At 65.5% G+C, this 21,750-nt stretch carries 19 protein-coding genes and 1 tRNA gene; 7 read left to right on the plus strand and 13 right to left on the minus strand.

The genetic code is table 11. From position 1 onward, the window contains the following. Window positions 1-50 precede the first annotated feature (50 nt). A complete protein-coding gene (locus tag HT578_RS21110) occupies window positions 51-1,427 on the plus strand; it encodes a cryptochrome/photolyase family protein (protein ID WP_213501339.1) in 1,377 nt (458 codons plus the stop codon). A 113-nt stretch (window positions 1,428-1,540) separates the two neighbouring features. Here HT578_RS21110 and HT578_RS21115 read toward each other — a convergent pair whose 3' ends face one another. The 3 genes from HT578_RS21115 to purF form a co-directional block, all read right to left on the minus strand. Next, entirely contained in the window at window positions 1,541-1,894 is a 354-nt protein-coding gene (locus tag HT578_RS21115; protein ID WP_039394406.1) for a PilZ domain-containing protein, read from the minus strand. Between the two features lie 95 nt (window positions 1,895-1,989). Continuing rightward, window positions 1,990-2,718, minus strand: coding sequence for an SDR family NAD(P)-dependent oxidoreductase (locus tag HT578_RS21120; RefSeq protein WP_039394403.1), 729 nt, complete (start codon window positions 2,716-2,718; stop codon window positions 1,990-1,992). Beyond that, the gene (gene purF, locus HT578_RS21125; RefSeq protein ID WP_039394401.1) at window positions 2,715-4,151 is read right to left on the minus strand and encodes an amidophosphoribosyltransferase; all 1,437 of its coding nucleotides are present in this window, start codon (window positions 4,149-4,151) and stop codon (window positions 2,715-2,717) included. The genes HT578_RS21120 and purF overlap by 4 nt, the downstream gene beginning before the upstream one ends. Window positions 4,152-4,465: 314 nt before the next feature. Here purF and HT578_RS21130 point away from each other — a divergent pair, with 314 nt between their 5' ends. From HT578_RS21130 to HT578_RS21145, 4 genes are all read left to right on the plus strand, one after another. Beyond that, window positions 4,466-5,707, plus strand: a complete 1,242-nt coding sequence (locus HT578_RS21130) for a lipoprotein-releasing ABC transporter permease subunit (protein WP_213501340.1) — start codon at window positions 4,466-4,468, stop codon at window positions 5,705-5,707. After that, window positions 5,700-6,413 carry an ABC transporter ATP-binding protein gene (locus HT578_RS21135; RefSeq protein ID WP_213501341.1) on the plus strand — a complete coding sequence of 238 codons (714 nt, stop codon included), beginning with the start codon at window positions 5,700-5,702 and terminating at the stop codon, window positions 6,411-6,413. The genes HT578_RS21130 and HT578_RS21135 overlap by 8 nt, the downstream gene beginning before the upstream one ends. Window positions 6,414-6,553: 140 nt before the next feature. Continuing rightward, a complete protein-coding gene (locus HT578_RS21140) occupies window positions 6,554-6,838 on the plus strand; it encodes a hypothetical protein (protein ID WP_039394395.1) in 285 nt (94 codons plus the stop codon). Next, on the plus strand, window positions 6,831-7,319 hold the full coding sequence (locus HT578_RS21145) for a glutathione peroxidase (protein ID WP_213501342.1): 489 nt from the start codon (window positions 6,831-6,833) through the stop codon (window positions 7,317-7,319). The genes HT578_RS21140 and HT578_RS21145 overlap by 8 nt, the downstream gene beginning before the upstream one ends. Window positions 7,320-7,326: 7 nt before the next feature. Here the strand turns inward: HT578_RS21145 and HT578_RS21150 are convergent, their stop codons facing one another. Continuing rightward, window positions 7,327-8,610, minus strand: a complete 1,284-nt coding sequence (locus HT578_RS21150) for a GGDEF domain-containing protein (protein WP_213501343.1) — start codon at window positions 8,608-8,610, stop codon at window positions 7,327-7,329. A 455-nt stretch (window positions 8,611-9,065) separates the two neighbouring features. Between HT578_RS21150 and dnaE the strand changes: the two genes are divergently transcribed. Further along, window positions 9,066-12,668, plus strand: coding sequence for a DNA polymerase III subunit alpha (gene dnaE, locus HT578_RS21155; protein WP_213501344.1), 3,603 nt, complete (start codon window positions 9,066-9,068; stop codon window positions 12,666-12,668). 83 nt (window positions 12,669-12,751) lie between these two features. Here the strand turns inward: dnaE and HT578_RS21160 are convergent, their stop codons facing one another. The 7 genes from HT578_RS21160 to HT578_RS21190 all read right to left on the minus strand — a co-directional run bounded on the left by HT578_RS21160 (window position 12,752) and on the right by HT578_RS21190 (window position 20,342). Then, entirely contained in the window at window positions 12,752-13,051 is a 300-nt protein-coding gene (locus tag HT578_RS21160) for a hypothetical protein (protein WP_213501345.1), read from the minus strand. A gap of 117 nt (window positions 13,052-13,168) precedes the next feature. Further along, window positions 13,169-13,663 carry a hypothetical protein gene (locus tag HT578_RS21165; RefSeq protein ID WP_213501346.1) on the minus strand — a complete coding sequence of 165 codons (495 nt, stop codon included), beginning with the start codon at window positions 13,661-13,663 and terminating at the stop codon, window positions 13,169-13,171. Between the two features lie 115 nt (window positions 13,664-13,778). Then, complete coding sequence (locus HT578_RS21170) at window positions 13,779-14,849, minus strand: PA0069 family radical SAM protein (RefSeq protein WP_213501347.1); 1,071 nt, start codon at window positions 14,847-14,849, stop codon at window positions 13,779-13,781. A gap of 140 nt (window positions 14,850-14,989) precedes the next feature. Further along, complete coding sequence (locus tag HT578_RS21175) at window positions 14,990-16,642, minus strand: TadG family pilus assembly protein (RefSeq protein WP_213501348.1); 1,653 nt, start codon at window positions 16,640-16,642, stop codon at window positions 14,990-14,992. Window positions 16,643-16,653: 11 nt separating this feature from the next. Beyond that, entirely contained in the window at window positions 16,654-17,145 is a 492-nt protein-coding gene (locus HT578_RS21180) for a TadE family protein (RefSeq protein WP_084592270.1), read from the minus strand. A 783-nt stretch (window positions 17,146-17,928) separates the two neighbouring features. After that, window positions 17,929-18,810 (minus strand): PAS domain-containing protein, encoded by an 882-nt coding sequence (locus tag HT578_RS21185; protein WP_213501349.1) that lies wholly within the window; start codon window positions 18,808-18,810, stop codon window positions 17,929-17,931. A gap of 302 nt (window positions 18,811-19,112) precedes the next feature. Further along, on the minus strand, window positions 19,113-20,342 hold the full coding sequence (locus tag HT578_RS21190) for an NADP-dependent isocitrate dehydrogenase (protein ID WP_213501350.1): 1,230 nt from the start codon (window positions 20,340-20,342) through the stop codon (window positions 19,113-19,115). Window positions 20,343-20,621: 279 nt separating this feature from the next. Here HT578_RS21190 and HT578_RS21195 point away from each other — a divergent pair, with 279 nt between their 5' ends. Further along, complete coding sequence (locus tag HT578_RS21195; RefSeq protein ID WP_213501351.1) at window positions 20,622-21,071, plus strand: NUDIX hydrolase; 450 nt, start codon at window positions 20,622-20,624, stop codon at window positions 21,069-21,071. A 70-nt stretch (window positions 21,072-21,141) separates the two neighbouring features. On the opposite strand, the gene HT578_RS21200 is transcribed toward HT578_RS21195, so the two are convergent. Both HT578_RS21200 and cpdR read right to left on the minus strand, forming a co-directional pair. Beyond that, window positions 21,142-21,216, minus strand: a tRNA-Val gene (locus HT578_RS21200). 98 nt (window positions 21,217-21,314) lie between these two features. Beyond that, entirely contained in the window at window positions 21,315-21,689 is a 375-nt protein-coding gene (cpdR, locus tag HT578_RS21205) for a cell cycle two-component system response regulator CpdR (protein ID WP_039394380.1), read from the minus strand. Between the last annotated feature and the right edge of the window lie 61 nt (window positions 21,690-21,750).

The following is a 21,750-nucleotide window of genomic DNA, read 5'->3' on the forward strand; positions in this document are numbered from 1 at the left end:
AAGAATCATGGTCTAGGGAACGCAGCGCATAGGGAGGCGTTGCGCAAGCCATGAGTTCACCTGTAATCGTTTGGTTCCGCCGGGATCTTCGTCTTTCCGACCAGGCTGCGCTGGTCGAGGCCGCCGCGAAGGGGCCGGTCGTTCCCGTCTATGTTCTCGATGACGAGACGGCCAAGCATCGCGCCATGGGCGGGGCCTCGCGCTGGTGGCTGCACCATTCGCTGGAAAGCCTTGGCGCAGGCCTGGAGGAGAAGGGCTCGCGCCTGATCCTGCGGCGCGGCAGGTGCGAGGATGTGCTCCCCGCTCTGGCGAAGGAGGTGGGGGCGAGCGAGGTTCATGCGCTGCGCCATTACGAGCCCTGGTGGCGCAACGCCGAGAAGGCGGTGGGCAAGGCGCTGACGCTGCATCTTCATCACGGCAACTACCTGGCGCCGCCCGGATCGGTGACGACGGGCGCGGGCCAGCCCTACAAGATCTTCACGCCCTTCTGGCGCGCGCTGCACGAACGCCTGCCCCCGCCCGATCCGCTCTATCGCCCGCACACCATCGCCGCGCCCGAAAGCTGGCCCGAGAGCGAGGCGCTGGACGACTGGGGTTTGCTCCCGACCAGGCCCGACTGGGCAGGGGGCTTGCGCGATTTCTGGACGCCGGGCGAGGAGGGCGCGAAGGCGCGCTTGAAGACCTTTGCCGAGAAAGCCTCGCGCTACGAAGGGCAGCGCAACCTGCCGGCGCGAAACGGGACCTCGTTCCTTTCGCCCCATCTGCATTTCGGCGAGATTTCCCCGGCGCAGGTGTGGCACGCCACGTCTTCGGCGGGCGGTTCGGTGGCGACGTTCCTCAGCGAGATCGGCTGGCGTGACTACGCGCAGAACGTGATCCTGCAGTACCCCGACTATGGCGGGACCTCCGCGCGCGAGGGCTTCGATGATTTCCCCTGGCGCAGCGGCGGCCAGGCGCAGGAGGACCTGGAGGCCTGGCAGCAGGGACGCACCGGCTATCCCATCGTCGATGCCGGGATGCGCGAGCTGTGGCACACCGGCTGGATGCACAACCGCGTGCGCATGATTACGGCGAGCTTCCTCATCAAGCACCTGCTGATCGACTGGCGCGAAGGCGAAAAGTGGTTCTGGGACACGCTGGTGGATGCGGACTACGCCTCGAACGCGGTCAACTGGCAGTGGAACGCTGGCTCGGGTGTCGATTCGAACATGTTCGTGCGGATCATGGCGCCGCTCAGCCAGTCGGAGAAGTTCGATGCGGCGGGCTATATCCGGCAGTGGGTGCCCGAACTGGCCGATCTGCCCGCAGGAGAGATCCACGATCCTTCCCCGATGGCGCGCCCCAAAGGCTATCCGCAAAGGCTGATCGAACACCGCGCCGGGCGCGAACGCGCGCTGGGAGCCTGGGAGCAGTTCAAGGGGGAATAGGAAGAAGGAAGCAGTTCCGAGGGCCATTGCCCTCGGGCTCCCCGAACTGTCAGCCTCACGCCAAGCGTGCGGCGCCGGTGGAGACAGGCGGGGTGGCCCCTTCTTCGGCCGGTTCAGCCTTCGCTCTTGCCGAGCCAGCCTTTCAGGCGCCAGCGCACCATGAGGTCTTCGTAGATGATTGGGGCGATGAGGTTTTCAAAGGCGCAGCCGACCATGCCCTCGTCCCACCAGATGACCTTGGCGGCCATCGATTCCATGCCCGGCAGGGTGAGCCAGCAGTAGGTGCCGGGGTGGATGCGGCTCATGGCCGTGGCTGAGAAGCCCGACATCGAAAGGTCGCGCACGACGGTCTGGTACCCCTTGCCGCCCGACGCGCGCAGCGAGGCGGGAATGGAGATGCGCTCGCGCGGCGCGCTACGATCTTCCTGCGCCGCATTCTCGTACAACTGCTTGCCGGTGCTGGCCATGATGAGGGGTCCCTGCGCCTGAATGCATTGCCGATCGCGGCCGGAATCGGCCGCGAGGAAAGAGCCTTTGCTGTCAGAAAGCAGTTTACCTCAGATTACTTCGCTTGGTTAAGAAATTCGCGGTGCCCGCTGGGGAAAGGCTCGGTAAGGAGCTCTACCATGCGCTCGGCGACGGTCTCGGGGGTCTTGACGGTCGCGGGATCCTCGCCCGGATAGGCGCGTGCGCGCATCGCGGTGCGGGTCGCACCAGGGTTAACGATGGCGACGCGGATCTTCGAGGTTTTTTCGGTTTCCTGCGCGTAGCAGTCGAGCAGGACCTCGAGCGCGGCCTTGGTCGCGCCATAGGCGCCCCAGAAGGCGCGCGGGGCGCCCGCGACGGTCGTGGTCATGCCGATCACGCGCGCGTCCGGGCTCTTGCGCAGGAGCGGATCGAAATTGGCGATGAGCGCCTGCGAGGCGAGCACGTTCGTGGTCAACGCCTTGTTGAACACGCGCTGGTCGATGTCGGCGACGCTCGTCAGCTCGGGCAGGATCGCGGCGTTGATGACAAGAATGTCGAGCTTGCCCCAGCGCTGCGAAACGGCCGTGGCGAGGCGCGCGATGCCGTCGGGCTCGACGAGGTCGACAGGGGCGATGGTCGCCGACCCGCCAGCCTCGAAAATTGCTTCCTCGACCGTTTCCAGCGCCTTGGTGTCGCGGCCGGTGAGCACCACGTGGGCACCCGCAGCCGCGAGCGCCTTGGCGGTGGCCGCCCCGATGCCCCGGCTGGCGCCGGTCACCAGGGCGATCTGGCCCTCGAACGTCGTTGCCGGGGCCGCGCTCATGCCCGGCTGCCCGAGGTCTCGAAGTCGGTGAGGCGGGTCGGGTAGTCGCCGGTGAAGCAGGCGTCGCAGAACTGCGGGCACTTCTTGGCGCGCTTGGGCTCACCCACCGCGCGGTAGAGACCGTCGATGGTGACGAAGGCGAGGCTGTCGGCCTTGATGAAGTCGGCCATGGCCTGGGTGTCCATCTTGGCGGCCAGCAGCTTCGAGCGCTCGGGCGTGTCCACACCGTAGAAGCACGAGTGCTGCGTGGGCGGGCTGGCGATGCGCATGTGCACTTCGGCCGCGCCTGCATCGCGCATCATCTCGACGATCTTCATCGAGGTCGTGCCGCGCACGATCGAATCGTCGATGAGGATGATGCGCTTGCCTTCCACGATGGCGCGGTTGGCGTTGTGCTTGCGCTTCACGCTCGAATGGCGCGCTGCATCGCCGGGCTGGATGAAGGTGCGCCCGACATAGTGCGAGCGGATGATGCCCAGCTCGAAGGGAATGCCCGATTCCTGCGCGTAGCCGATGGCGGCGGGAACGCCGCTGTCGGGCACGGGAATGACCACGTCCGCGTTGGCGGGCGATTCCTTGGCCAGTTCCATGCCGATCTGCTTGCGCGCCTGGTAGACAGAGATCCCGTCCATCACCGAGTCGGGACGGCTGAAGTAGACGTGCTCGAAGATGCAGGGGCGCGGGGAGGGGCTGCCGAAGGGACGGTGGCTCGAGATCGTGCCCTTGAAGTCCACCTGGACCAGCTCGCCCGGCTCGACCGCGCGGATGAATTCCGCGCCGATCACGTCGAAGGCCACCGTTTCGGAGGCAAAGACGATGGCATCGCCGATGCGGCCCATCACCAGCGGGCGGATGCCCAGCGGATCGCGGCAGGCCATCATGCCCTCATTGGTCATGCAGATGAGGGCGTAGCCGCCCTCGACCATGCGCAGGGCATCGATGAACTTGTCGAGAAGGGTGGGGTAGCGGCTCGTCGCGACGAGGTGGATGATCACCTCGGTGTCGGAGGTCGACTGGAAGATCGAGCCCTTCATCACGAGGTCGCGCTTGAGCGTCATCGCGTTCGAGATGTTGCCGTTGTGCGCGATCGAGAAGCCGCCTGCGGCGAGATCGGCGTAGAGCGGCTGCACGTTGCGCAGGCCCGAACCACCGGTGGTCGAGTAGCGCACGTGGCCCGAGGCCATCGCGCCCGGAAGCGTCTCGAGAGTGTCGTTGTCGAAGACCTGGGCCACGTGGCCCAGTCCGCGATGCGACCGGAAATCGCTGCCCGAGAAGCAGGTGATACCCACCGCCTCCTGGCCACGATGCTGAAGGGAGTGGAGACCGGCGGCGGTGATGTTCGCCGCGTCCTGTGCTCCGATTACGCCAAAGACACCGCACTCTTCGCGCAGTTTGTCCCCGTCGGCGTCACGAAAGGGGTGTGTAAGGTTCATGGAATGAGGGCCCGCGCCTGCGTCAAGGTCGAGGGCGCATTTGCAGGGATCGGCCGCAATTGCAAGAGGCGTGAACCCGCAAGCATCGCCATTGTTTCCTTGACGGGAAAAGGTGACGCGGATGTGACACGGACTGGCTCTCGTCCTGGGGCGGGAACCGGGAGGCATCTTGTGCGCTTCAGGCGGGCACGTCCGGGCGGCGAGCACGGGGGCGGGGGCGCTCCTTGCTTGCCTCCCACAGGCCTTCACCTTAAGGCTTGGCGCCTGCACAGCTTTATCCGGTTTTCACCTCTTCACAGAAGGCGGCGTCCCGCTTGCTACTCTCTCCTTTCGAATGGACCATCGCCAAGCGCTACATGCTGCCCGGCAAGGGGGAGCGCTTCATCGCGCTCGTCGCCGGGATCAGCCTCGTGGCGGTCATGCTCGGCGTTGCCGCGCTCGTCATCGTGATGAGCGTGATGAACGGTTTTCGCGCCGAACTCTTCGACAAGATCGTCAGCCTCAACGGCCACGCCATCGTGCAGGCCTACGGCGGACGGCTGGAGAACTGGGAGGAAGTGCTTGCGAATGCGCGCAAGACACCCGGCGTCACCCATGCCTCGCCGCTGATCGAGCAGCCGCTGATGACCACCTTCAACGGCCGGGTCGAAGGCATCCTCGTGCGCGGCAATACGCAAGGGGACATTGATGCCCTGGCCGACAAGGTGCAGGAGGGCAGCCTGAAATCGCTGGCGGACGGGGTGAGCAACATCGCCATCGGCTCGCAGCTGGCCCAGAACCTGGGTGCGCGGGTGGGCGATACCATCACCATCATCAACCCGGCGGGGCGTCCGACGCCCTTCGGTACGGTTCCCCGGCAGATCGCCTACACGGTCACCGCCATCTTCGAGATCGGGATCTACGATCTCGACGAGCGCTACGTGATCATGCCCATGGCCAACGCGCAGCAGCTCCTCCTGTCGGGCGACACCATCGGCACCATCGAGATCACGACGTCCGATCCCGACCGGGTGAGCGAGTTCCTGGCCCCGCTGGAACGCCAGCTCAAGGGCAAGGCCGTCGTCACCACCTGGAAGCAGATGAACGCCTCGCTGTTCGAGGCGCTGGCGGTCGAGCGCGTGGCGATGTTCGTGGTCCTCTCGATCATCGTCCTCGTCGCGGTCTTCAACATCCTCTCCTCGCTGATCATGCTTGTGCGCGCCAAGACGCGCGACATCGCGATCCTGCGCACGATGGGCGCGACGCGCCGCTCGCTGATCAAGGTCTTCGTGACCGCGGGCTTCTGCATCGGCGCGGCGGGCACCGTCGCGGGCCTGATCCTGGGCGCGGTCTTCCTCTATTTCCGCCAGCCGGTCGTGCGCCTTGTCGAGACGCTGACGGGGCAGAACCTGTGGGACCCCTCGATCCGCTTCCTCACCGAGCTGCCCGCGCGCACCGATCCGCTCGAGATCGTCATCATCTGCGTGCTCTCGCTCGTCCTCAGCTTCCTCGCCACGCTCTACCCCGCGTTCAAGGCGGCGAGCACCGATCCTGTCCAGGTCCTTCGCTATGAGTGATCCTCTCGTCGTTCCGGCCCCGGCCGACCCGTCCACCGATCCGGTCGTGCGCCTTGAGGGCGTGACCCGCAGCTTCGAGCAGGGGGGCGTGCGCATCGACGTGCTGCGCGGCGTGAACCTTGCCGTGCAGCCGGGCGAGATCGTCGCGCTGCTGGGGCCCTCGGGCTCGGGCAAGTCGACCATGCTCCAGGCTATCGGTCTTCTTGAGGGCGGCTTTGGCGGGCGCATCGAGATCGCCGGGATCGACGCCAGCCACCTGGGCAAGGACGCGCGCGCGGCGGTGCGGCGCGATCACATCGGTTTTGTATACCAGTTCCACCACCTCCTCCCCGATTTCAACGCGATCGAGAATGTGGTTCTGCCCCAGCTCATCACGGGCCGCGCACGCGCGGCCTGCGAGGAGCGGGCAACCCAGCTTCTCACCGCGCTGGGGTTGGGCAAGCGGCTCGATCATCGTCCCAGCAAGCTCTCGGGCGGCGAGCAGCAGCGCGTGGCGGTGGCCCGTGCGCTGGCCAATTCGCCCCGGCTGGTGCTGGCGGACGAGCCGACCGGCAACCTCGACGAGGCCACCGCCGACACTGTCTTTGCCCAGTTCCTCGAACTCGTGCGCGGGCAGGGCAGCGCGGCGCTTGTCGCGACCCACAACGAGCGTCTGGCCGCGGCGATGGACCGCGTGGTGCGCCTGCATGAGGGCGTGCTTGCCTGAAAATTGCACGCGTGCGTCCGCACGAGGGCACGCGCGCGTTGATTTTGGCGATCGACATTGCCAAATGGAAACAAAAGCTCGGTACAACTACCGTCAGCACCGGGCGGTCCCATAAGAGTGAACATGAAAGGCCAAGCGCGATGAGCGACAATCCCTCCACCATTCACGGCGGTGAAGGCGCCGGTTCCGGCTTCGCCTGGAACGATTCGGCCGAACTGCACAAGTGCGAGGACGGCGGCGGCCTGTTCCACCGCTTCAAGGTCCTGCGCCGCGGGACCGTGGCCGAAATGATCGAGTTCGTGATGGACCTGCCCGAGGAAAAGCGTGAGGACTACGCGATCCAGAAGGCCGGTGACCGCACCTTCAAGTACGCCGAGATCATCACGCTGTACCGCCGTTCGGATTTCCCCAAGGGCGATGCCTGATCCACGCACCATCGCCGATTTCTCGGCGAGGTTGCCTTCTGGCGAGACGGTGGGCCTGGCCGACCGTCTCGGCAGGGTGGTGCTGGTGGTCAACACCGCCAGCAAGTGCGGTTTTACCCCGCAGTACAAGGGCCTGGAGGCCCTCTATCGCACCTACGGTCCGCGCGGGTTTGAGGTCATGGCCTTTCCGTGCAACCAGTTCGGCCGGCAGGAGCCCGGCTCGGCCGAGGATATCGCCCAGTTCTGCGAGATCAATTTCGGCCTCTCCTTCCCCGTGATGGGCAAGATCGAGGTCAACGGCGCGAACGCCGATCCTCTCTTCCAGTGGCTCAAGGCCGAGGCACCGGGTGTTCTGGGCACCAGGGCGATCAAGTGGAACTTCACCAAGTTCCTGATTGATCGCGAAGGCCATGTCGTGCGCCGCTACGGCCCGACCGAAAAGCCCGTCACACTTTCCCGCGATATCGAGACGCTGCTCTGAGCAAGGCTCAGGCGCGGCGGCGCTCCGGCCCGCTGGGGGCCAGGGCCTGCGTTTCCTGCGCGTCGGTGGCGGCGGCGGGGGGCGCCGGTGCGCGGCTGGTCTCGGCGTGCAGGGCCTCTTCCATCAGCCGTGCCATACCCGCCTCGTCGGCCAGGACCGTGCGGTTGCGGCCCAGCGCCTTGGCGAGATAGAGCGCCCGGTCCGCCTCGTCGAGAAGCTGCTGGGGCGAAATTCCGGGCGTGTGGATGGCAACGCCCGCGCTCAGCGTCGCCAGGTGCGCGTGGTCGGCGTTGCGATGTGCGCGGGCTGCAAAGGCGGCGCGGATGCGCTCGACCCGGGCGTAGGCGCTGTCCGGCGAGGGGGCCTCGATGAGCACGGCAAATTCCTCGCCGCCATGGCGAAAGACGCTGCGATGATGGACGAATTCGCAGGCAATATTGGCTGCACCTGCAATCACCACGTCGCCAAAGCCATGCCCGAAGCGGTCGTTGACGGACTTGAAGTTATCGATGTCGAGCACGGCCAGCGCGAGCACCTGTCCCTCGCTTCCGCTGCCTTCCTGGGCCAGCTGTGCGAGCCGCCGGTCGAGTGCACGGCGGTTCCCCACGCCCGTCAGCGGATCGACCATGGCCAGTTGGAAATGGTGCAGCGCGATCCGCTCGCGCCCCAGCGTCGTCATGAAGACGGCCAGACAAAGTCCTTGCAGCACCAGGAGGAAGTTGAAGCTGGCGATGGCCCAGGTCTGCGTCTCGAGCGAACCGTAGGGGGCCGGCAGGACCGTCGTGAAGGGAACGCGCAGCGCGTGGTAGGCGCCGAAGGCGTAGAAGATCCAGGCCAGCGTCTGGGCCGAGGGCAGGTGGCGGTCGCGCAGGCTCTGGAACTCGCGCGCGCTCAGCAGGCTGAAACCCGCCATCAGGAGCGTGCGTGGCAACATGCGCCATTCGGGGAAGTGGGCATCGTTCCCGAGCGTAAGCGAGAAGACAAGGCTGACAAGGCAGGCGATGAGCGCGGGGATCGGCAGCGGGCGTCGGCGCGCGGCATAGCGCGCACACTGCCAGGCCGCGCCGAACATCAGCGTGAAGAGGAACCAGCCGAAGGCGAGCGCGGGCGCACCGCCCAGTTCGTCCGGGTAGCTTAAGAGGATGCCCGCGGGGATGGCCACCGCGAAGGGTGAGAAGAGCCAGACCGAATGGCGCGGGCGGCCGTCCTTGAACCAGGCCAGGATCATGGCGATGCACAGGATTGCCGCGGCCGCCGTACTGCACACGGCAATGGTGGGGATGTCCGCCATGTCGGGGTCAGCGCCGGGCCATGGCGCGAGCCGGAAGAGCGAGATGCGATGGTGCGATATCGGGCACGGCGAACTGGCGTCCTCATCTTGAGCGGGGGCATCCGCCAGCGGGCAGGGCCTATGTCCTGCCGCCTGCGGCTCACCCGTGTTGCTGTCCGTCGCGCCGATGCACGCTCTCGTTCCGGGATGTATCTATAGGATACTATCCTTAACTCTTTATGCGTAGCTTGCAAAGAGGGGGTCTGTCTTAAATTTTTGCTGTAAGCTTCTATAATTGTGAAGATTTTGTAATCATCGCAGTGGCGCAAGTATCCTTGTTCGCTGGATGAGCGCTGGATTGTCCTGCTTTGGCGTTAACCAGCGTTCATGCCTCGTGCGCCCGCGTGCGCGGCTATCCCCCATTCGATGGCCGCAAGGTCTTGATCCGTCCGCGGCCCGGGGCCTAGATCGCGGACATGGCGTTCTCTCCTTTCGTACCCTTGCGCATCTTCTCCAGCTACACGATGCTGGATGGCTCGATCGACCCCAAGGCCATGGCGAAACTGGCGAAAGCCCGGGGTTTTCCGGCCATGGCGATCTGTGACCGCAACGGCCTCTATGCCGCGCCTACCTATGCCCAGGCGGCCAAGGGGGCGGGTATCCAGCCCATCGTCGGCACGTTCCTCGCCGTTGCGCGGCCGGGCGCCGTGGCGCAGGGGCAGGACCGCCCGATCGACTGGCTTGCGCTCTTCGCGCAGAACGAGACCGGCTGGGAGAACCTGTGCCGCCATGTCAGCCGCGCCCACCTCGAACGCCCGCTTGAACTGGACCCGCACGTCGAGCTCGACTCGCTCGAAGGCTACACCGACGGGTTGATCTGCCTTTCGGGCGGCGACGAGGGCGCGCTCGCGCGGCTTCTCGCCAAGGGCGATACCGCCGAGGCGACCCGCTATTGCGAAGCGCTCGAACGCTTCTTCCCGGGCCGCCTCTACATCGAGATCACCCGCACCGGCGAGGACGTCGAGGACGCGAGCGAGGAGGCGCTGATCGATCTCGCCTACGCGCGCGACATCCCGCTCGTCGCCTCGAACCCGGCGCAGTATTCGGAAAGCACCTTTCACGCCGCGCACGATGCCATGCTGTGCATCGCCAACTCCACCCAAGTCGATGCCGCGGAACGTCCGCGCTCCTCGCCCGAGCGCTGGGTCAAGCCGATCGAGGCCATGGAGGAGATGTTCGCTGACATGCCCGAGGCGATGGCCAACACCCTCGTCGTCGCGCAGCGCTGCGCCTATGTCCCGCCGCGCCGTCCTGCGCTGCTGCCCAGCCTTGCCGGCGACAAGAAGGGCGAGGAAGCCATGCTCGCGCGCGATTCGCGTCGCGGCCTGGCGCGCCGTCTCGCCCCCTACTGGCCCGACGCGAGCGAAGCCGAGCTCGACGAGGCGCTCGCCCTCGAGGGCGAGGAACTGACCGCCGCGTACGAGACCTTGCGCGAGAAGGGCGTCACCGAGGACTTCATCGACTACGCCAAGCGGCTGAAGTTCGAGATCGACATCATCGTGGGCATGGGCTTTCCCGGCTACTTCCTGATCGTTGCCGACTTCATCAAGTGGTCGAAGGACAACGGTATTCCGGTGGGCCCGGGCCGTGGTTCGGGCGCCGGTTCGCTGGTCGCCTGGGCGCTTACCATCACCGACCTCGATCCGCTCAAGCTGGGTCTGCTGTTCGAACGCTTCCTCAACCCGGAACGCGTCTCGATGCCCGACTTCGACATCGACTTTTGCGAAACCCGGCGCGGCGAGACGATCCGCTACGTGCAGAAGAAGTACGGGCACGACCACGTCGCCCAGATCATCACCTTCGGCAAGATGAAGGCGCGCGCGGTGCTGCGCGACTGCGGGCGCATCCTGCAGATGGGCTATGGCCGCGTCGACAGCCTGTGCAAGATGGTGCCCAACCATCCGACCGACCCGTGGACGCTCGACCAGGCGCTCAACGGCAAGAAGGAGAAGGACGGCTCCACCTCGCCGCCGGTGGAAGAGTTCCTCCGCGAATACAACAACGACCCCGAGGTGAAGCGCCTGGTGGACCTCGCGGTCCAGCTTGAAGGCATGCCGCGCAACTCCTCGACCCACGCGGCGGGCGTCGTCATCGGCGACCGGCCGCTGGAAAAGCTGGTCCCGCTCTACCGCGATCCGCGCTCGGACATGCCGGTGACGCAGTTCGACATGAAGTTCGTCGAGGACACCGGCCTCATCAAGTTCGACTTCCTCGGCCTCAAGACGCTCTCGGTCCTGCGCCGCGCCTGCGATCTTCTGGAGCGGCGGGGCATCACGATCGACCTCTCGACGCTGAGCTGGGACGATCCGGGCACCTACGAGCTTCTGAAGCGTGGCGATACGGTTGGCGTGTTCCAGCTGGAATCGGAAGGCATGCGCCGCACGCTCGCGGCCGTGAAGCCGACCAACTTCGGCGACATCATCGCGCTCGTCTCGCTCTACCGTCCGGGCCCGATGGACAACATCCCGCTCTTCGGTCGACGCAAGAACGGGCTGGAGAAGATCATCTACCCGCACGAGAAGCTGGCGGGTATCCTGGAGGAGACCTACGGGATCTTCGTCTATCAGGAACAGGTGATGCAGGCCGCGCAGATCCTGGCCGGATACTCGCTGGGCGATGCAGACCTTCTGCGCCGCGCCATGGGCAAGAAGGTCCAGGCCGAGATGGACAAGCAGCGCAAGCGCTTCGTCGCGGGCTGCAAGGAAGTCTCCGACATCGACGCGCCCAAGGCCAACGAACTGTTCGACTTGATCGACAAGTTCGCAGGCTACGGCTTCAACAAGTCGCACGCGGCCGCCTACGCGCTGCTCGCCTATCACACCGCCTGGTTCAAGGCGCACTACCCGCACGAATTCTACGCGGCGGCCATGTGCTTCGACATGCACCAGTCCGAAAAGCTGGCGATCTTCGTCGACGACATGCGCCGCAACGGCATCGAGGTCGCGCCGCCCGACATCAACAGGTCCGAAGCCGAGTTCATCGTCGAGGAAACCCACGACAGCCTCGCTGTGCGCTATGCGCTGGCTGGCATCCGCAACGTGGGCGAGAAGGCCATGGACGCGGTGGTCAAGGAGCGCGAGACCAACGGCAAGTTCACCAGCCTCGATGACCTCTTCCGCCGTGCGCCCGCAGGCTCGATGAACCGCCGCCTGCTGGAAAGCCTGGGCGCGGCGGGAGGCCTCGACAGCCTCGAGCCCAACCGCGCCAAGGTCATCGCCAACGCCGACACGCTGCTCGCCGAAGCCGACATGTCCGCGCGCGAACGCAATTCGACGCAAGGCGGTCTCTTCGGGGACGAGGACCACGCCGTGCAGGGCCTGCGTCTGGTCGATGCCAAGCCCTGGAGCCGCATGGACCAGATGGCCAAGGAGCGTGAGGTCTTCGGCTTCTACTTCGCCGCGCACCCGGTCGAGCAGTTCCGTGCGGTCGCCTCGGCGAACGGCGCGCGCACCTACACGAGCCTCATGGCCGGTGGCGGCGAGGGCGGGCGCACCGGCGCCGTCATGGCCGCGATGGTCGAGAACGTGCAGAAGCGGAAGACCAAGCGGGGCAAGGACTTCGTCATGGTCGATTACTCGGACGCCTCGGGCAACTTCTCGGCCTGCTGCTTTGAAGAGAACATGGTCGATGCCTTCGTGGCCTGGGGCAAGGAGAACGCCTGCCTGCTCCTCCAGGTTGAGCTCGACAGCCCCAGCGAGGACGAGCCGCCGCGCGTCACCGTGCGCAGCGGACGCCCGCTGGCCGAAGTGACGGCGGGCGCGCGCATGCTGCTGCGCCTCGACATCAGCACGGTCGAGGCGGTGCAGGAACTCGCGCTCCTCATGCGTCCGGGGCGCAAGGGGACGGGCGAGGTGATGGCGACGCTCAAGCTGGGCGACGGACGTGACCAGCGGGTGCGGCTGGGGCGTGACTTCGCGCTTGATGGCGAATTTGCCGAGCAGCTCGCCAGTGTCGAGGGACTCTCGAACATATCGCTGATCGCCCGCCAGGGCCCCGAGAGCGTGCGCCGCGCAGCCTGATTGCCGCGCTCCCTTCCAGGCACGCAGAAAGGCCCGGCGCTCGATATGGAATGCCGGGCCTTTTGCACCTGAGGGGCGGCGCCTTAGTTGTTCGCGGCGCCTTCGGCTGCGCTTTCGGCCGCATCGCCGATCTGCGAGGCCGCGTTGCCGACATCCTGGGCGGCATCGGCAATGGCGTTGTCGCGCGCGACCTCGCTCGAGGACGTCTGGCTGAAGAGGTAGAAGCCGCCCGCGACGGCAACCAGCAGCACCAGCGCAATGACAAGGCCACTGCCGCCCGAGGAGGACTTGCTCTCGTGGATCACGGTGGTGTGGGTAGGCTGTGCCGCCGCGGGTTCCTCGGTGGTAGTGCGGCGCTCCTGGGTCACGTATTCATCTGCCATGGTTTCGCATCCCGTTATTGTTTCATGTTGCCGGGAATAACCAAGGATACGCGCCTCCGGTTCCATGAACCGCAGATTACCGCGTGTTCAGCGGGCAGTCTGGGAGCGCGGCGCGCGTCAGGCCGCGAGCCGCAATTGCTCAGGCTTGTCGGCCAGGACGTGGATCTGGAAGTAGTACTTTTCGGTCGGCTGACCGTTCGCGATGAAGTTGATGCGGGTCTGCCGGGCAATGCCTTTTACGAAAATGCGCTGCCCCTTCAATTGTTTGGCAATCTCATCGGGGTCATCGCTGCCGAACATGCGCCGTGCAGTGCGCATGGGAATGGAGACGGTCAGGCAGTTGCGGTCACGGTAGTCGCGCTCGGAGTTCAGGTAGATGTTACCGTTCTGCGCGCCCACCGCACGCACGGGCATTTCGAAAATCCCGGCAACGCCCGCTTTTGAGCCCAGATAGGAGGCGTAGGTGACCGCCTCGGTCGTGGAGAGGCAGTCCGGGGTGCAGGCTTGCGCGCGGCTCACCGAGGGGAGCGTAGCCTGGCCGTCCGGCGCGGAGGACGCGCCCGCAGCCGGGGCAAGACTGGCAAGAGCCAGCGCGAGGAGAGTGGCGTTCATGGATTTTCCTCCGGGAGCACGGTGGGCAATGCAAGGGCGCCATGAACGCACGGCACTTGTTATTAGGCAAGTGTATTGTTTCATGGGCGGTGGCTCCCCGATCGTGCCTAGGCCTCTACAGCAGGCTGAGTTGCCCGTCGGGCGAGGGCGCGCGGAACTGGCTGCAATCGAGGTGGACGCCGGGAGGCCCAAGGCCGTGGCGCTTCATGGCAAGGCGAAAGCGGCTGCGCACGAGGTCGGCCCAGGGGCTCTGGGGGCGGAAGCGCTCGCCAAAGCGCGGATCGTTGTCGCGCCCGCCGCGCATTTCGCGGATGATAGCCATGACCTTGCCCGCGCGCTCGGGGAAATGGGTCTCGAGCCATTCGCGAAAGAGCGGGGCGACCTCAAGCGGCAGGCGCAGCATGATCCACATGGCTCCGCGCGATCCCGCGCTGGCCGCGGCTTCGACCAGGCTTTCCAGTTCGTGGTCGGTAATCGCGGGGATGACCGGTGCGATCATGGCGTGGGCGGGAATACCTTGGGCATTCAGGGCCTCGAGCGCGGCAAAGCGCTTGGCAGGAGCTGCCGTGCGCGGTTCGAGCAGGCGCGAAAGGCGCGCGTCGAGGCTGGTGACCGAGATCCCGACGCTGACAAGATCGCGCCGCGCCAGTTCGGCCAGTACGTCGCTGTCCGCAAGGATGCGGTCGGACTTGGTGACGAGGCTGACCGGATGGCCGACTTCCAGGCACAGGTCGAGGATCTCCCGGGTGATCCGGTAGCGCCGCTCGATCGGCTGGTAGGGATCGGTGTTGGTCCCCATCGCAATCGGGGCGACGCGGTAGTTCCGGCGGGCCAGCGTTTTGCGCAGCAACCGGGCGGCATCGGGCTTGGCAAAGAGCCTGGTTTCGAAATCGAGGCCGGGCGAAAGGTCGTGGTAGGCATGGCTGGGCCGGGCAAAGCAGTAGATGCAGCCATGTTCGCACCCGTTGTAGGCGTTGATCGAGCGGTCGAAGGGGATGTCGGGCGATTGGTTGAAGGAGACGATGCTCTTCGGGCGAAGCTCGGTCACGGTGGTGCGCAGCGGGGGTAGCGGGCCGTCGATGTCGGTGCGCGCATCGCGCCAGTCGCCATCGGCTTCGTGGCGGGCGAGGCCAAAGCGCGCGCTGACCTGGTTGCTGACCGATCCTCTGCCTTTCGCGTGTTCCATGATCTGGAACATATAGGGAACGACTGGGCGGCGCAAGCCCGGCAGGAAACCGGGCCCGCTGCCGAGGGTCTGGCGGCGGGCCCGGTAGGTGTCGGGAGAGAGAAAGGGGGGAGGCTCTCCCGAGGATCGGTCCGGATGCGTCAGGCGATGACGGTGGGCACTCCGCAGCGGACCTTGTTGACCTGGACATCGGCTGCCCCGAGGCGGAGACCAAGCGCCTGCGTGAGAGAGAACACGGTCGCATCGAGTGTCGGAGCAATCGTGGCCAGGCTATGGCCGACGATGTTGGTGACAGAGGACAGGCTGAGCGAGAGGCCCAGCGTCTGGGCTTCGAGGTCGGTCTGCGCGATCAGAGAGGTCGCGAGCGACTGGGTCAGATCCTGCGTCGAGACGGTCTTGGTGACCTTGTCGCGGATGTCGGCAAAGGTGAAGTGGACCTCCTGCGGGCCGGTCGTACCGCCCAGCGACACTTCCGAAAGCGCGGTAACGCGCGCAATCAGCGGCACGTTGACGAGGGTGGCGCGCGAAAGCGTGACCGGGCTCGAAAGGTCCCCCATGTCCTGCGCGTCGGGCCGCCCGATGCCGATGGTGCCGATGGCCGGGGTCACGCCAAGCCGCACACCGTCGCTATTGGGATCGCCGCTGCACTGGATATCATCGAGTGTGGCCTCGGCCTGGGCGAGCTCGGTGTAGAGGGGGAGTTCGATGGATGGCAGCCAGGGGCTCCCCGTACCCACGCGCGCGGACACGAGCAGCCGGGCCTGGGCCGTGCGCAGGACGTAATCGCGCGCGCCGGTGATCGTCAGCCAGGGGGAATGCGCCAGTCCATAGCCGCGCACGAGGCGCACATGGACGCTGGAGAGCCCGGTGGCGGCCAGGTCCAGTTCGATGTCGAGCGTGTCGCCGTGGGAAAGTTCGAGCAGCATGCGCACCAGCGAGAAGGCGTCGACCTCCACGCCCGCCGTGCCCGGATCGTAGTCAAGCGCGCCGTAGGGGCCCAGATCGAGGAGGTCGGCAAGGCGCACTTCAACGAAGGGGGCCTCGTCCGCGATCCGGTCGATGAGGGCAACCGTGGCGCTGTCGGCCGCGGTCGAGCCGATCGCGCGCAGCGCATCGCCGAGCGGGACAGGCGTGTCGAACAGCTCGGCGTAGGTGCCCTCGTTCGCATTGACCTGCAGCTTGAGGGCCTCGGCGTACCCCAAGAGGTCGACATCGGCGCTGGCAAGGTTCTGCGAATCGAGCACCGAGAGGTTGAGCTCGGTCCCGATCAGCGCCGAGAGCAGCGCGTTGGGAACGCCGTCCGACACGGTGGCAAGGCTCGAACCCAGCGAATAGGCGGCCATGTCGATCCGCGCGGCCGTCGCGCGCGCGCGCACCGTGGCCGTCTCGAAGCCGAGCGCACGTCCGAAGAAGAGCGGGACCGTCTGGACAAGGTGGACGCGCGCGGCGCTGTCCTCCCCGCCAAGCTGGAAGCGTTCGTCCAGGGGCACGATATTGTCCTGGCGATAGGTGCCGCTTTCGAGTTCGGCGATCTCGATGTCGGCCTCGCGGCTCTGGTCGATGAGGCCCTGGACGGCGGAGCGGCGCATTTCGATGGCGTTTTCCTGCGCGGCGGCCATCGCGGCGGCATCGGCCAGGCCCTGGAGGCGGCGCTCTGCGAGGTAGATCGCGCCCAGGTCCACGGCAACCGTTGCCACCCCCATCAGCATGAGCAGAGAGCCTGCCAGCATGGCGGTGACAGCCCCCTCGTTATCGCAGGCAAGGGGGCGAAGGCGTGCTGTACGTGCTTTCATGGCCCAACTCCTCAGATCCCGGCAAGCTGGACGGTGGCCACGCGCGCGATCGTGTCGCCGGGCAGGGGCACCAGGGAGTTGCTGAACATTTCCGCCTGGCTGACATCGTAGACGAGGGTGACGCGGTAATACTGGCCGTCGAGGCCGGTCCGCACGGTCACCAGGTCCGGATCGAGCGTACCGGCGTGCAGGACGCTGTCGGCAAGACTGGTGTCGACCAGCTGGCGCCGCTCGAGCGCGTCGAGCCCGGCGACCGAAGCCCGGGCCGCCTCGTTGGCGGCCTGCTGCAGCGAATGGGCGGCCATGAACCAGCCGCCGTAGGTCACAACGCCCAGAAGCAGCATGATGAGGACGGGAAGGGCGAGCGCGGCCTCCACCAGGACCGCGCCGCCCGTGTGGGCGGGCAGGCGCCGGATCCGCGCCAGGCGCCGCGCGACGGGAGCCAGAATGCGGCGAGGCCGCGCGTAACGTGGGTAAATGGCTCCTCCGATAGCCTTGGTCATCGTCTCTCTCCTTATCTCCACGTTCAGGATGCGCGCGGAATGCAAAGGAGAGTTTGCAGGTTCGGAAGGACCGTCCTTGTATTTTACACAGTGAGGCCTCGGGGAAATTCCCCCGGTTTTGAGACTTTTGGTTGCCTGGTTAATTTCAGGAAAAGGTTTGGCCCCGTCATCCTTCGTATTGGACAGATGGTTACTGCAATTTTCTGTTTACCTCTATTTGTCCCGCAATTCTGGGAGGGGCAGACGCCTTCCTCTCGAAATGCCAATACGCGAGCCCCGTGGGCACACCCCAAGTGATGCCGAATGCGCCACTCTTGAAGGTCGCAAGGGTAAGTGGCCCCCAAGTCAGGCCGGTGAAAAGCCATAAGAAGATGAGCCCCGCCACGGCTCCACACAGTGCGGCGAGCAGAGCCATCCAGGGGGCGTCGCGCCAGGGGCCCAAAAGTGCGCGGAGAGGCAGGCCGAAGAGACATAGCCCGAGTGCCGTGAAAGGGATGGCGAACGTGCCATACCCGGCGATGAGAACCGGGATGATCCACGCTTCGTGTGCGGACGTGAACAAGGGCTTCGTTTCAACGCTGGCAATTGCCAGCAAGAACAGAGCCGTCCCCGCATAGGCTCCCACTGCTGCGGATTTGGCTAGGGTCGAAAAGCGGCTGTGGGTCGGGTAGTCGGGCACAGGCATTGCTCAAGCTTGGAACACTGAGCCGGATCGGACAATCTCCGGGCGGCTGGCCGCATCACGGCGGCACTCTGCATTTGCTCCGCTGCAGGCAGGTTGTTTCAGGCGCTGTCGCTCTCGTCGGTCAGGACGGCGATGGCACCTTCGCTGCCGTAGACCCCTTCGAGCTTCACCAGCGCCATGCACAGCGGGATCGTTTTGCCCCGGTTGGTGAGGAAGTGAGTGTGCAGGCGGACCGGCTCGCCGCCGCGCAGAACGCCTTCGAGCGCTTCGCGAAAGGTGACCTTGTCGGGCAGATCGACCAGGTCGGTGAGGGCGACGCCGATGAGACGCTCCTCGGGCAGGTCGAGCATTTCGCAGAAAGGGGCATCGACGCGGTCGATGGTGCCACGCACGGAGACGCGGGCATAGGCCACGCCGCCATGCTTGTTGAGCGCCTCGATCATGGCTTCCTTGACGTTGGCCTTGAAGTGGCGTTCCACCTCCTGGGTGATGTCGTGGAGGCGGATGGCCAGACGGTCCTCGAGCGGGAAGGTCTGGAAGCGTAGCCAGGCGTTCTCGACGAAGGGAGAGGGGATGTCGGCCATGTTCGGGTGCCCGTGCACCAGCGTCTGGCGGGCCTGGACTTCGAGCAGGCTGCCGCTGATGCAGGGCAGGGCCTCGATCAGGCTGGGGCCGATCAGCGTGCCGGGCTGCGACTTGGTCAGGGCGTGGGCATTGCGGTTGGCGTAGACGACACGCATGTTCTCGTCGCAGGCGATGATGCCGTCGTCGATCCAGTCGGCCAGCGCGAAATTGGCCGATTCGTTGCGCTGGTTGGGGTTCTCGCCCGGTTCGCTGCCGCCAATCCGGTTCCACAGGTCAATCGGGCAAAGCACGTGCGTCTCGCGCCCGTGGTGGGTGATGAAAACCGGCGAATCGTGTGCTTCATCGCGAAACCGCGCGAACTTGCGCACGAACTCGGCCGCTGAGACGTAGCCCATACCTGGCGTGCCCTCTTTCTCTCTCCAACCCGGCCTTGGCCAGGTCCACTGCAACGGGCAGCAGGGGTCTCGTGTGGTCCACGTTCACATGGATCCATGGCCCTGCTGCGTCTCGAACGTTGCGATCCCGAAGGGCAGGGTACGAGCCAAGTGTATAACACTATTTTAAGATTTCGGGCAGCCACTATGATCCATAGTGAACGTATTGGCCGCCTATGTGCCTCGTCCCAACGCAAACGGGGCGGGCTGGATGTCCAGCCCGCCCCGCGTGTCGGTTCCGATGAAGGAAGCCGGGTTTCGGCTTAGCCGAGGCCCTGGGCCTTCATTTCCTTCTCGAGGTTCTCGACGATCGCCTCGAAGAACTGCTCGGTGGTCATCCAGCTCTGATCCGGACCGATCAGGAGCGCGAGGTCCTTGGTCATCTTGCCGCTCTCGACAGTCTCGATGCAGACGCGCTCGAGGGTCTCGGCGAAAGCGACGACGTCCGGGGTGTTGTCGAACTTGCCGCGGTAGGAAAGGCCACGGGTCCAGGCGAAGATCGACGCGATCGGGTTGGTCGAAGTGGCCTTGCCCTGCTGGTGCTGGCGGTAGTGACGGGTCACGGTGCCGTGGGCAGCTTCGGCTTCAACGGTCTTGCCGTCGGGCGCCATGAGAACCGAGGTCATGAGACCCAGCGAGCCGAAGCCCTGCGCAACCGTGTCCGACTGCACGTCGCCGTCGTAGTTCTTGCAGGCCCAGACGAACTTGCCCGACCACTTGAGCGCCGAGGCGACCATGTCGTCGATCAGGCGGTGCTCGTAGGTGATGCCGGCTTCCTTGAACTTCTCGGCGAAGCCTTCGGTGTCGAACACTTCCTGGAACAGATCCTTGAAGCGGCCGTCGTAGGCCTTCATGATCGTGTTCTTGGTCGACAGGAACACCGGCCACTTGAGGTTGAGGCCGTAGTTGAACGAGGCGCGCGCGAAGTCGCGGATCGACTCGTCGAGGTTGTACATCGCCATGGCGACGCCCGGAGCCGGGAAGTCAAACACTTCCTTGTCGATGACCTGGCCGTCTTCGCCTTCGAACACGAGGCGCAGCTTGCCCGGGCCCGGGATCAGCGTGTCGGTGGCGCGGTACTGGTCACCGAAGGCGTGACGGCCGACCACGATGGGGTCGGTCCAGCCCGGAACCAGGCGGGGCACGTTGCTGATGACGATCGGCTCGCGGAAGACAACGCCGCCCAGGATGTTGCGGATCGTGCCGTTGGGCGAACGCCACATCTTCTTGAGGCTGAATTCCTCGACGCGGGCTTCGTCCGGGGTGATCGTGGCGCACTTGACGGCGACACCGTATTCCTTGGTGGCGTTGGCGGCGTCGACGGTGATCTGGTCGTCGGTCTCGTCACGCTTGGTGACCGAGAGATCGTAGTACTTCAGATCGATGTCGAGGTAGGGAAGGATCAGGCGTTCGCGGATCCACTCCCAGATGATCTTGGTCATCTCATCGCCGTCCATTTCGACGATGGGGTTAACTACCTTGATTTTTGCCATTCGAGAAAAGCTCCCCTGGGGTGAAGGTGGGTGAGAATTGGGCCGTCTCTTAGGCAGAGAGCGCCCGTATAGCAAGGCGGGTCTGTCCGGGCGTCCCGGAGCCCCTTGCAAGCTTGAGATAATGATTTGCATTATCTGATCTGCGCAAAGGCATGGTGAACGGCTACGGCGACCGGGTCTGCATCGATAGCGCCGGGATGCGGGGCGGCGAAGTGGCGGGAAGGCGGGCGCGGCGCGCGATTGCGCGGGTGCGGCTCTTCAGGCATCGCTGCGCGCACCATGCGAATCCGCCGTGCCGCCCGCTTGCTTGTACTCGACGCGCAGTTGCGCGTTTTGCTGCTGCGCTTCGTCTTTCGTGAGGGCGCTTTGCGCGGAGGCGATTTCTGGGCGACGCCGGGGGGCGGGCTCGAGCCGGGCGAGGACTTCGCGCAGGCGGCCATGCGCGAACTGTTCGAGGAGACCGGCCTTGCGATGCCCGATCCCGGGCGCGAGGTGGCGCGGCGCACGGTGCGCTTCGTCATGCCCACGGGCGAGCCGGTGCAAAGCGAAGAGCGCTACTTCCTGGTGCGCCACGACGGTGCGGCGCTGTCGGCGCTCCATCGCACCGCGCTGGAGCAGGGCGCCATAGCCGGGCACCGCTGGTGTCCTCGTGCCGAACTGGAGCGGCTGGACGAACAGGTCTGGCCCGAGGACCTTGCGGCCATGCTCGTCGATGCCGGAGTGTGGTGAGCGGGGAAGAGCGCGCAAAGCCCCAAACAAAAACCCCGCCTGGCTTTTCAGCCGGCGGGGTCTTGCGGAATGGTGGGCGTAGCAAGGATTGAACTTGCGACCCCTACGATGTCAACATAGTGCTCTACCACTGAGCTATACGCCCATTCCATTCGAGCGTTCCGAGAAGTTGTCCCCCTCGGTGGAGAGGCCCTCTAAAGGGGCTTCCGATTCTTGGCAAGGGCTTTTTTCAGAAAAATGTAATCAGATCTGCGCGTGCTCGCTCAAACCGAACATTCGCTGCACTTCCAAGACGATATCGCGCAGGTGGAAGGGCTTGGAGAGGACCTTGGCCTGGGGCGCCTCGCGGCTCGCGCGCAGCGATACGGCGGCAAAACCGGTAATGAACATGACCTTGGTGGCGGGCGCGATCTTGGCGCAGCGCTGGGCCAACTCGATGCCGTCCATCTCGGGCATGACGATGTCTGAGAGGAGCAGGTCGAAGCTGTCGCTTTCGAGGTGGGGCAGCGCTTGCGTGCCTCGGTCGACCGCGACGACGTCGTACCCGGCATTTTCCAGCGCGCGTGCAAGGTAGGTGCGCATGGCCTGATCGTCTTCGGCTAGGAGGATGCGGATCATCTCTTGTTTTATTCCAACCTGGTGTTCGTGTGCGACCGCGAGGCGGTGTCTTGTGAAGCGG

This window comes from Novosphingobium decolorationis (assembly GCF_018417475.1).
Classification (GTDB): Bacteria; Pseudomonadota; Alphaproteobacteria; order Sphingomonadales; family Sphingomonadaceae; genus Novosphingobium; species Novosphingobium decolorationis.